This window comes from Stenotrophomonas sp. 107298_Sma (assembly GCF_056480345.1).
In genome coordinates, this window is record NZ_CM151094.1 from 4,468,149 (window position 1) to 4,479,128 (window position 10,980).

Genomic DNA, 10,980 nt, shown 5'->3' on the forward strand with positions numbered 1-10,980 from the left:
GGGCCGGACAGTCCCCCGACTGCCGGCCCCCTGCTCCCCCACCGTGCGCCTGTACCGGCCCCTGTTCCAATTCCGGTCACGGGCGCCTACGGCGCCAGCCACGGTGGGTGCTATTGGGTTATCTGCAAAAATCCTGCCAACTTTAGGGCTGATTTCGACGCCAGGCGCCTGGCGACGACGTCCCGGCCCGGAATGGCGCTAAAATCGCCACCCCGGCGCCGCCCCCGGCCGCGCCCGCATCCAGCTGAACAGCACCCATGAACCCGTCCTTCCATCGTTACGACGTCATCGTCATCGGCGGTGGCCACGCTGGCACCGAAGCCGCGCTGGCCGCGGCCCGCACCGGCGTGCGCACCCTGCTGCTGACCCACAACATCGAGACGGTGGGCGCGATGAGCTGCAACCCGGCCATCGGCGGCATCGGCAAGGGCCACCTGGTCAAGGAAATCGACGCCCTTGGCGGTGCGATGGCGCATGCCGCCGACCGCGCCGGCATCCAGTGGCGCACGCTCAACGCCTCCAAGGGTCCGGCCGTGCGTGCCACCCGCTGCCAGGCCGACCGCAACCTGTACCGCATGGCGATCCGCGCCATTGTCGAAGGCCAGGCCAACCTGACCGTGTTCCAGGCCGCAGTAGACGATCTGGTGATCGAGGGTGACGCCGTGCGCGGGGTCATCACCCAGACCGGCCTGCGCTTCGACGCCGAAGCGGTGGTGCTGACCGCCGGCACCTTCCTGGCCGGCAAGATCCATGTCGGGCCGACCCAGTACGCCGCCGGCCGCATGGGCGACCCGCCGGCCACCACGCTGGCCGCGCGCCTGCGCGAGCGCCCGTTCCAGGTCGACCGCCTGAAGACCGGTACGCCGCCGCGCATCGATGGCCGCTCGCTGGACTACAGCGTGATGGACGAGCAGCCCGGCGATACGCCGCGGCCGGTGATGTCCTTCCTCGGCTCGGTGGACGAGCATCCGCAGCAGGTCAGCTGCTGGATCACCCACACCACCGAACAGACCCACCAGATCATCCGCGACGCGCTGCATCGCTCGCCGCTGTACAGCGGCCAGATCGAAGGTATCGGCCCGCGCTACTGCCCGTCCATCGAGGACAAGGTGGTGCGCTTCGCCGAGAAGGCCAGCCACCAGATCTTCGTCGAACCCGAAGGCCTGGGCATCGTCGAGATCTACCCCAACGGCATCTCCACCTCGCTGCCGTTCGACGTGCAGCTGGAGATGGTGCGCAGCATCCGCGGGTTCGAGAACGCGCACATCACCCGCCCCGGCTATGCGATCGAGTACGACTTCTTCGATCCGCGCGGCCTGAAGGCGTCGCTGGAAACCAAGCTGGTCAACGGCCTGTTCTTCGCCGGCCAGATCAACGGTACTACCGGCTATGAAGAAGCGGCCGCGCAGGGCCTGCTGGCCGGCCTCAACGCCGCGCGCCAGGTGCGCGGGCTGGAGGGCTGGTGCCCGCGCCGCGACGAGGCGTACCTGGGCGTGCTGGTGGATGACCTGATCACCCACGGCACCAACGAGCCGTACCGCATGTTCACCAGCCGCGCCGAGTACCGGCTGCAGCTGCGCGAAGACAACGCCGACCAGCGCCTGACCCCGGTCGGCCGCGGGATGGGCCTGGTCGATGATCGCCGCTGGAGCGCATTCGAGACCAAGCAGGCGGCGGTGGACGCCGAGCGCGCGCGACTGGGCGCGCTTTGGGCGACCCCGGCCAATGCGCTGGGCCGCGAAGTGAACGAAACGCTGGGCGTGGCGGTCAGCCGCGAAACCAACGTACTGGACCTGATCAAGCGCCCCGAGCTGGATTACGCCAAGCTGATGCAGGTGCCCTCGCTGGGCCCGGCGGTGACCGACGGCAAGGTGGCCGAGCAGGTGGAGATCGGCGTGAAGTACGCCGGTTACCTGGATCGCCAGCGCGAGGAGATCGAGCGCCAGCAGCGGCATGAGGCCACGCCGATCGCTGAGGCCTTCGATTACGCGACCGTGCGCGGGCTGTCGGCCGAAGCACTGCAGAAGCTGGAGCGCGTGCGGCCGCAGACCATCGGTCAGGCGCAGCGCATCCCGGGCATGACCCCCGCGGCGATCTCGCTGCTGCTGGTGCACCTGGAGCGCGCACGCCGCGGCCGCGTGGCGTAAGCGGTCGCACCTGCTTCTGGTGGCTGCAGACCTTGGTCGGCACATAGCTCTGCCCTGGTGGGTGCCGACCTTGGTCGGCACGAATCATCTGATCGCATGCTTCCGTGCCGACCAAGGTCGGCACCCACCGGAGCGGAAGACGCACACACCCGCGCAGGCGCGTTACCGTGCGTCGGCGCCACCTCCCAGCACCTTGAACAACGTCACCCGGTTGCCCGCCTCCTGCTGCTGCAACGCAATCAGGTCCTGCTGCGCGGCATACAGGCTGCGCTGTGCATCCAGCGCCTGCAGATAGCCGTCCAGCCCGGTGCGGTAACGCACATCGGCCAGCGTGTAGCTGCGCTGGCTGGCGGCGACCAGTGCACGCTGCGCTTCCATTTGCGCAACCAGGTGATCACGCGTGGCCAGCGCATCGGCCACTTCGCTGAAGGCCTGCTGGATTGCCTTCTCGTACTGGGCGATGCCGATGTCCTTGCCGATCTTCGAGGCATCCAGAGAGGCCTTCAACGCGCCGGCGTGGAAGATCGGCGCAGTGATGCTGGGTGCGAACGACCAACCGCGGGTACCGGCCGAGAACAGCGTCGACAACACGGTGGAACTGTGGCCGTAGTTGGCGGTCAGCGTCAGCGTCGGGAAGAACGCGGCGCGCGCAGCGCCGATATCGGCATTGGCCGCCTGCAGTGCGTGCTCGGCGGACAGCACGTCCGGGCGCTGCAGCAGCACGCTTGAGGGAAGGTTGGCCGGCAGCGGTGCCAGCGCCACGGTGCCATCCAGCGCCTGCGCGCTGGGCAGCAACGCCGCGTCAAGCGGAGCGCCCACCAGCAACTGCAGCGCATCACGATCCTGCGCCTGCTGGGTCTGCAGCCTGGCCAGCGCAGCGCGCGCGGCTTCCACGCTGGTCTGCACCTGCGACAGGTCCAGGCCCGAGGCCAACCCCTGTGCGTGGCGGGCCTCGGTGCGCTGCAGGGTCTGCTGCTGGCTGTCCAGGGTCTGCCGGGTGAACGCCAGAGACTGCTCGTCCGCCGCCAGCGCCAGCCACGCCGTCGCCACTTCGGCCACCAGGCTGGTGCGCGCGGCGCGCTGGTTCTCGGCGCTGGCCAGCCAGTTCTGCAGCGCCTCGTTCTTCAGACTGCGGATGCGCCCGAACAAGTCCAGTTCCCAGCTGCTGATACCCACCTGCACCGCATCGGATTCGGTCACCTGAGTGGTACCGGTCTCGCTGTTGGCATCACTCACCCGCGAGCGGGTGACGCTGCCGCTGGCATCCACCGATGGCAGCAGCGCCGCGCGCTGGATGCGGTATTGCGCGCGTTCCTTCTCCACCTGCAGCACCGCCACGCGCAGGTCGCGGTTGTTCTGCAGTGCCAGCGCGATGACCTGCTGCAGGCGCGGCTCCAGGAACACTTCGCGCCAGGCCGGCATCGCCAATGCCGGCCCGGCCTCGCCCGTTGCGGCATTGTCGAACTGTGCCGGCACCGGTGCTTCGGGAAGCTGGTAGTGCGGGGCCATGCTCACGCAGCCGCCCAGCACGGTGGTCATCGTTGCGGCCGCCAGGGCGCGCAGCAGCATCAGCTTCATGGGCTTGCCTCCGTGGCAGTGGCTTCGGCCGGCGCACGGCCCGGGAACATGCGGCGCACCAGCAGATAGAACAACGGCACGAAGAACATGCCCAGCACCATCGAGGCGACCGTACCGCCGGCCACGCCGGTACCCAGCGAACGGCGCGCGGCCGAACCGGCGCCAGTGGCGAATACCAGCGGCAACACACCCATCAGGAACGCCAGCGAGGTCATCACGATCGGCCGCAACCGCAGATAGACCGCCTGCAGGATCGCTTCGCGGGTGCTCTTGCCCTGCTGTTCGAGGATGCGCGCGAACTCGACGATCAGGATGCCGTTCTTCGCTGCCAGACCAATCGTGGTCAGCAGGCCGACCTGGAAGTACACGTCGTTGTTGAGGCCACGCAGGTTCATCATCAGCACGGCACCGAACACGCCCACCGGCACCGCCAGCATCACCGCGAACGGCACCGCCCAGCTTTCATACAGCGCGGCCAGGCACAGGAACACGAACAGCAGCGAGATGGCGTACAGCATGGGCGCCTGGTTGCCTGACAGCTGCTCCTGGTAGGCCATGTCCGACCAGGCATGGCTGAAGCCTTCCGGCAGTGTGTCGGCCAGGCGCGCGATCTCGGCCATCGCCTCGCCAGAGCTGACGCCTGGCGCCGGCTGGCCGGTGATTTCCATCGCCGATACGCCGTTGTAGCGCTGCAGCGCGGCCGGCGCGCTGGTCCAGTGGCTGCTGACCAGCGACGACAGCGGCACCATCTGGCCGGCCTGGTTGCGCACGCTCCAGCGCTCGATGTCCTGCGGCTGCATGCGTGCTTCAGCGGTGCCCTGGATGAACACCTTCTTGATGCGGCCCTTGTAGATGAAGTTGTTGACGAAGTCGCCGCCCAGCGCCGCGTTCAAGGTGTCATTGATGTCCTGCGGATTCACGCCCATGGCCTGCGCCTTGGCGTCGTCCACCTTCACGGCGTACACCGGCGCGTCTTCCAGGCTGGCATAACGCACGTTGACCAGCTTCGGATCCTTGGCGGCCTCCTTCAGCAGCGTGTTGCGCGCGGCCACGGCGGCGGCATGGCCGGCACCGCCTTCGTCCTGCAGTTCCAGGGTGAAACCACCGGCATCGCCCAGGCCGAGGATGGCCGGTGGCGAGGTGATGAACACCTGCGCATCGGGCACGCTGGCCATGGCTGCGGTCAGCCGCGCGGCGATGGTATCGGCATCGTCCTTGCGGTCATCCCAATCCTTGAGCCGGATGAAGGCCTGGCCGACGTTCTGGCCGCTGCCGGTAACACTGAAACCGGCAGTTGCCTGGATCGACAGCACACTGTTGTCCTTCACCGCGGCGGCACTGAGGCGGCCCATCACCGCGCGGGTCTGCTCCAGGGTGGAACCGGCCGGCAGCTTCACCAGCGCGTTGAGCATGCCCTGGTCCTCATCGGGCAGGAACGCGCCCGGCAGGTGCCACAGCAGCAGGCCGGTGGCCATGCTCAGCACCAGGTAGAACAGCACGCCCAGCGTGCGCCGGCCAAGGAAACCATCCACGCGCTGGCGCAGGCCGTTGGAGGTGCGCTCGAAGCGGTGGTTGAACCAGATGAAGAACTTGCCCAGCAGGCTCGGCTCGCCGCCGTGGTCACCATGTGGGTGGCCGCCCTTGGGAATCTGATGCAGGATGCTGCCGCACAGCGCCGGCGTGATGGTCATCGCCACCAGCACCGACAGGATCATCGCAGCAGCGATCGTGACCGAGAACTGGCGATAGATCACGCCGGTGACACCGCTGAAGAACGCCATCGGCAGGAACACCGCGGTCAGCACCAGCACGATGCCGACCAGCGCACCGGTGATCTGGCCCATTGCCTTCAGCGTGGCCGGCTTCGGTGCCAGCCCTTCGAAGGTCATCACCCGCTCCACGTTCTCCACCACCACGATGGCATCGTCCACCAGCAGGCCGATGGCCAGCACCAGCGCGAACATGGTCAGTGTGTTGATCGAATAGCCGAACGCGGCCAGCACGCCGAACGTGCCCAGCAGCACCACCGGCACCGCGATGGTCGGGATCAGCGTGGCCCGCCAGTTCTGCAGGAACAGGTACATCACCAGCACGACCAGTGCGATCGCCTCGATCAGGGTGATCACCACTTCCTTCAGCGAGATGGTCACGAACGGCGTGGTGGTGAATGCCACGTGGGCGGTGTAGCCATGCGGCCAGTACTTCTGCAGCTGCTGAAGCCGTGCATCGATGGCCTTGGAGACGGCGATCGCGTTCGCACCGGCATTGAGTTCAATGCCCAGCGAGGCCGACGGCTTGCCGTTGAAGGTGCTGATGCTGTCGTAGCTCTCCGGGCCCAGGCCGATCGTCGCCACGTCGCCCAGATGCACCACGCTGCCATTGGCATCGGCCTTGAGTACCACCTGCGCGAACTGCTCGGGCGTGTGCAGGCGGCTGCGCGCGGTCACCGTGGCGTCCAGCTGCTGGCCCTTCAGCGCCGGCTGGCCACCCAGTTCACCGGCCGACACGTCGGTATTCTGCGCCTGCAGTGCGGTTTCGATGTCCGACGGCATCAGCGCGTACTGGCGCATCTTCTCCGGGTCCAGCCAGATACGCATCGCGTATTCCTGGCCGATCGGCTGGATGTTGCCGACGCCGCTGACACGGCTGATCTGGTCGTCGATGCGCGCTTCCATGAAGTTGGCGACATCGAAGTTGTCCATGCTGCCGTCTTCGCTGGTGAACGACAGCACCTCGAAGATCGAGCCACTGGACTTGGTGATGGTCAGGCCGTTCTGCTGCACCGCCTGCGGCAGCGTCGCCATAGCCGCCTGCAGCTGGTTCTGCACCTGCACCTGTGCAGTGTCCGGATTGGTACCGGTAGCGAACACCAGGTTGACCTGCGCCGAGCCGTCCGAGGCGCTGGTGGAGGTCATGTACATCAGGTGGTCCAGGCTCTGCTGGGACTGCTCGATGACCTGGGTGACCGCGTTTTCCACGGTCTGTGACGAGGCGCCGGTGTAGGTGGCGCGGATGGTGATGGTGGGCGGGGCGATCTGCGGGTAGCGGTCCACCGGCAGGATCAGGATCGCGAGCAGGCCGAGCAGGCTGACCGCGATGGCGATCACCCAGGCAAAGATCGGCCGGTCGATGAAGAAGCGAACCATGCGCGGCGGGCCTCAGTGCGACTTTTCGTCGGTGTTGCCGTTCGGGTCGATCGCCGGCATGGCGGCCAGCTGCGCGGTGGTGGCTGCGACCGCCTTCACCTGCTGGCCGAGCGCTACCGCACTGCCGTTGCTGACGATTACCCGCTCACCGGCTTTCAGCCCCTGCATGATCTGCCACTGGTTGCCCACCACCTGGCCGGTACTGACCCGGCGCTCGACCACGTGGTCCTTGGCATCGAGCAGGCGCAGCAGCGGCTCGCCGCGTTCATTGCGCAGCACCGCCTTCTGCGGCACCAGCAGGGCACGCGCATCGGTGGCCATCGGCAGCACCGCCTTCAGGTACATGCCCGGCAGCAGCAGACCGTCCGGGTTCGGAATGACCGCGCGCAACACCACATTACCGGTACCCGGATCGACCGCGCTACCGACAAACTCCAGCGTGCCTTCATGGGCATAGGTGCTGCCGTCCTCCAGCAGCACCTTCACCTGCGCCTTGCCGTCGATGGCCTTCACCAGGCCGGCATCAAGCTGCTTGCGCAGTGCCAGCATCTGCGTGCTGGACTGAGTGACATCCAGGTACACCGGGTCCAACCGCTGGATGGTCGCCAGCGCCGCTTCCTGTCCTGCAGCGACCAGCGCGCCGGCAGTGACGCTGGAGGTGCCGATGCGGCCCGCGATCGGTGCGGTCACCCTCGTGTAGTCGAGGTTGATGCGGGCGGCCTGCAGCGCAGCGCGCGCGGCGATCACATTGGCCTGTGCCTGCTTCAGCGCCGAGGTGGCATCGTCGGCGTCCTGCTTGCTGGCCGCATCCAGGCCCAGCAGCGTGCGGGTGCGCTCGGCCTTCGGCTGCGCCGACAGCACGGTGGCCTCGGCCTGCGCCAGCTGGCCACGCGCGGTATCGAAGGCGGCCTGGTACGGCGCCGGATCGACCTGGTACAGCAGCTGGCCGGCCTTGACCTGCTGGCCTTCGGTGAACAAACGCTGGCGGATCAACCCGCCGATCTGTGGCCGCACCTCGGACACCTCGAACGGCACCGCGCGACCGGGCAGGGTCTGCTGCAGCGCCAGCGGCTGCGCGCTGGCGGTAATGACGCCCACTTCAGGCGTGGCCGGGGCGTCGGTCCTGCCCGCCGTACAGGCCGCCAGGGACATCAGCAGGGGCAACAACAATGGATGGGGAGAGCGGTACAGCAGGCGCGGGAGTGACATGGGGGGCGTGGGGGCCTTGCGTTGACCCGTGCACGCTGCCGTGGAACTGTGCAGAGAATATGGAGAATCTGCGACCAGCTCAGCTGGCGCTTGCTTTCAGCGCCACATGCGCCGCTAATGGCCCCGCGATGGTGAAGATTCGACTCAAATTCGGCCTGACCGCGAAGACCTTCCTCGCGATCTTCACCGCCTGCCTGCTGGTGCTGGCAGTGAACGGCATTGCCAGCCGCGTGGCATTCCAGACCGGCTTCCTGGACTACCTCAACGACCAGGGCGACCTGCGCATGCAGCGCCTGATGCCACACCTGCAGCGCGAGTACAGCGCGCACGGTGGCTGGGAGCATCTGCGCGGTGACAGTGATCGCTGGGCGCGGCTGCTGCGTCCGGATCTGGCCCATGGGCATGAGGGCCCGGTGCCGCCGCTGTCCGACCAGACCGGCGTACCGTCGCGGCTGGGCCTGTTCGATGCGCAGCACCGGTTCGTGGCCGGCAACCCCGATGCCACCAGTGATGACGAGCCGCATCCGGTGCAGCTGGACGGGCACACCGTCGGCTGGCTGGGCATGGTGCCATTCCAGACGGTCATCGCCACCAACGATCTGAACTTCTACAACACCCAGGTGCGCGCCTGGTGGGTGATCGGCGTCGCCCTGCTGCTGGTGACGGTGCTGCTGGCCTGGTTGGTGTCGCGTGCGCTGCGCCAGCGCCTGGCCAAGCTGGCTGCGGCCACCCATCGGCTCGCTGCAGGCGACTATGCCACCCGCATCGAGCGCACCAGCGATGACGAGCTGGACGCACTGGTCAACGACTTCAACCGGATGGCACAGGCGCTGGACGATACCGAGCGCAATCGCCGCGCGTTCATCGCCGACATCTCGCACGAGCTGCGCACACCACTGGCGGTGGTGCGCGCCGAGCTGGAGGCGATCGAGGACGGCATCCGCCCGCTGGACCGCGCCAACCTCGGTGGCCTGCAGAGCGAGATCCGCCAGCTGGGCAAGCTGGTCGACGACCTGCACGACCTGTCGATGACCCAGTCTGGCGGCCTCGCCTACCGCTTCGCGCCGCTGGACCTGGTGGCGCTGCTGCGCAGCGAACTCAATGGCATGCGCGTGCGCTTCGCCAACGCAGGCCTGTCGCTGGAAGAAGATCTACCCGCCACACCGCTGCAGGTGTCCGGCGACGAGCGACGCCTGCAGCAGGTACTGGCCAACCTGCTGGAGAACGCGCTGCGCTACACCCATACCGGCGGCCGCGTGCATGTGCAGGCCGCGCGCGTGCCTGCAGGCGTGCAGCTGATCGTGGAAGACACCGCTCCGGGCGTACCGGCTGACAAGTGCGCGCTGCTGTTCGAGCGCTTCTACCGGGTTGAGAGCTCGCGCAACCGTGCCAGCGGTGGCAGCGGGTTGGGCCTGGCCATCAGCCACAACATCATCCTCGCCCACCACGGCCACATCCACGCCGAGCCCTCGCCACGGGGCGGCCTGCGCGTGGCCATCACCCTGCCGGAGCCTGCATGAGCACGTCCCCCGTCGCGCCCGCGAAGATACTGATCGTCGAGGACGAGCCGCGGTTGGCCTCGGTACTGCGCGACTACCTGGCCGCTGCCGGCATGGACAGCGAATGGGTGGATGACGGCGGCCAGGTGATCGAGACGTTTGCGCGCTACCAGCCCGACCTGGTGCTGCTGGACCTGATGCTGCCGCAGCGCGATGGCGTGGACCTCTGCCGCGAGCTGCGCGCCAGCAGCGACGTGCCGGTGATCATGGTCACTGCACGGGTGGAAGAGATCGACCGCCTGCTGGGCCTGGAGATCGGTGCCGACGACTACATCTGCAAGCCGTTCAGTCCGCGCGAAGTCGTCGCGCGGGTGGTAGCGGTGCTGCGCCGCTACCGCCCGGACCCGGGTGCACGCGCCAACGGCGGCCTGCATATCGACGAACCGGCGGCACGCGCCACCTGGAACGGCAAGGGCCTGGACCTGACGCCGGTGGAGTACCGCCTGCTGCGTACCCTGCTGGCCACGCCGGGCCGGATCTGGGCCCGCGACGAACTGCTCGACCGGCTGTACCTGGACCACCGCGTGGTGGTCGACCGTACCGTCGACAGCCACGTGCGCAACCTGCGCCGCAAGCTGGCCGATGCCGGCATGGAAGGCGAGCCGATCCGTTCGGTGTATGGCATGGGCTACAGCTACGAACCGTAGCGGGTAGTGCCGGCCGCTGGCCGGCAACCGCGCGGCACGCCTGGATTTCCGTGGTTGCCGGCCAGCGGCCGGCACTACCCGTGCGCACCACGCAGGTATCATCGTCGTGAACGCCCTGATTTCCGGAGACACCGATGAACCCGCTGCGCCCTTTCCGCGACAAGATGCCCGTCCTCGGCGAGCGCGTGTACATCGATCCGGCCTGCACCCTCATCGGTGACGTGGAACTGGCCGACGACGTGTCGGTGTGGCCGGGCACGGTCATCCGCGGCGACGTCAACCATGTGCGCATCGGTGCACGCACCAACGTGCAGGACGGCACCATCATCCACGTCAGCCACCACAGCCCGTACAACAAGGCCGGCTACCCGACCCTGATCGGCGAAGGCGTGACGGTCGGCCACGGCTGCATCATCCACGCCTGCACGATCGGCGATTACAGCCTGATCGGCATGGGTGCCTGCATCCTCGATGGCGCCCGCGTGGAGCGCCATGGCTTCGTCGGTGCCGGTGCGGTGATCGGCCCGGGCAAGGTGGTGGGTGAAGGTGAGCTGTGGGTGGGCAATCCGGCCCGTCCGGCACGCACGCTGAGCGACAAGGAGATCGAAGCGCTGCATTACTCAGCCGACCACTACGTGCGGCTGAAGGATGAATACCTGGGCTGAGCGGCCAACGCCGCCATGCGGCTCTGTTA

The 10,980-nt window shown here is 67.7% G+C and carries 7 protein-coding genes; 4 read left to right on the forward strand and 3 right to left on the reverse strand.

The genetic code is table 11. From position 1 onward, the window contains the following. Window positions 1-257: 257 nt before the first annotated feature. Window positions 258-2,147, forward strand: coding sequence for a tRNA uridine-5-carboxymethylaminomethyl(34) synthesis enzyme MnmG (gene mnmG / locus ACZK2G_RS20660; protein WP_295376509.1), 1,890 nt, complete (start codon window positions 258-260; stop codon window positions 2,145-2,147). Window positions 2,148-2,309: 162 nt separating this feature from the next. Here mnmG and smeC read toward each other — a convergent pair whose 3' ends face one another. From smeC to smeA, 3 genes are read right to left on the reverse strand one after another with little or no spacing between them, the layout of a single operon-like run. Further along, entirely contained in the window at window positions 2,310-3,725 is a 1,416-nt protein-coding gene (gene smeC, locus ACZK2G_RS20665; protein ID WP_337302344.1) for a multidrug efflux transporter outer membrane subunit SmeC, read from the reverse strand. Then, a complete protein-coding gene (gene smeB / locus ACZK2G_RS20670; RefSeq protein WP_478474258.1) occupies window positions 3,722-6,871 on the reverse strand; it encodes a multidrug efflux RND transporter permease subunit SmeB in 3,150 nt (1,049 codons plus the stop codon). Before smeB ends, smeC begins: the two co-directional genes overlap by 4 nt. A gap of 12 nt (window positions 6,872-6,883) precedes the next feature. Further along, entirely contained in the window at window positions 6,884-8,080 is a 1,197-nt protein-coding gene (gene smeA / locus ACZK2G_RS20675; RefSeq protein WP_295380702.1) for a multidrug efflux RND transporter periplasmic adaptor subunit SmeA, read from the reverse strand. Window positions 8,081-8,208: 128 nt separating this feature from the next. Between smeA and baeS the strand changes: the two genes are divergently transcribed. The 3 genes from baeS (at window position 8,209) to ACZK2G_RS20690 (ending at window position 10,951) form a co-directional block, all read left to right on the forward strand. Next, window positions 8,209-9,600 (forward strand): sensor histidine kinase efflux regulator BaeS, encoded by a 1,392-nt coding sequence (baeS, locus tag ACZK2G_RS20680; protein WP_478474259.1) that lies wholly within the window; start codon window positions 8,209-8,211, stop codon window positions 9,598-9,600. Beyond that, window positions 9,597-10,286 (forward strand): response regulator, encoded by a 690-nt coding sequence (locus tag ACZK2G_RS20685; protein WP_295380700.1) that lies wholly within the window; start codon window positions 9,597-9,599, stop codon window positions 10,284-10,286. The genes baeS and ACZK2G_RS20685 overlap by 4 nt, the downstream gene beginning before the upstream one ends. Before the next feature lie 134 nt (window positions 10,287-10,420). Then, window positions 10,421-10,951 (forward strand): gamma carbonic anhydrase family protein, encoded by a 531-nt coding sequence (locus ACZK2G_RS20690; RefSeq protein ID WP_295380699.1) that lies wholly within the window; start codon window positions 10,421-10,423, stop codon window positions 10,949-10,951. Window positions 10,952-10,980 lie beyond the last annotated feature (29 nt).

Bases quoted from the DNA above. Each gene is read 5' to 3' on its own strand.
- mnmG (WP_295376509.1), top strand. From the start codon at position 258: ATGAACCCGTCCTTCCATCGTTACGACGTCATCGTCATCGGCGGTGGC.
- smeC (WP_337302344.1), bottom strand. From the start codon at position 3,725: ATGAAGCTGATGCTGCTGCGCGCCCTGGCGGCCGCAACGATGACCACC.
- smeB (WP_478474258.1), bottom strand. From the start codon at position 6,871: ATGGTTCGCTTCTTCATCGACCGGCCGATCTTTGCCTGGGTGATCGCC.
- smeA (WP_295380702.1), bottom strand. From the start codon at position 8,080: ATGTCACTCCCGCGCCTGCTGTACCGCTCTCCCCATCCATTGTTGTTG.
- baeS (WP_478474259.1), top strand. From the start codon at position 8,209: ATGGTGAAGATTCGACTCAAATTCGGCCTGACCGCGAAGACCTTCCTC.
- ACZK2G_RS20685 (WP_295380700.1), top strand. From the start codon at position 9,597: ATGAGCACGTCCCCCGTCGCGCCCGCGAAGATACTGATCGTCGAGGAC.
- ACZK2G_RS20690 (WP_295380699.1), top strand. From the start codon at position 10,421: ATGAACCCGCTGCGCCCTTTCCGCGACAAGATGCCCGTCCTCGGCGAG.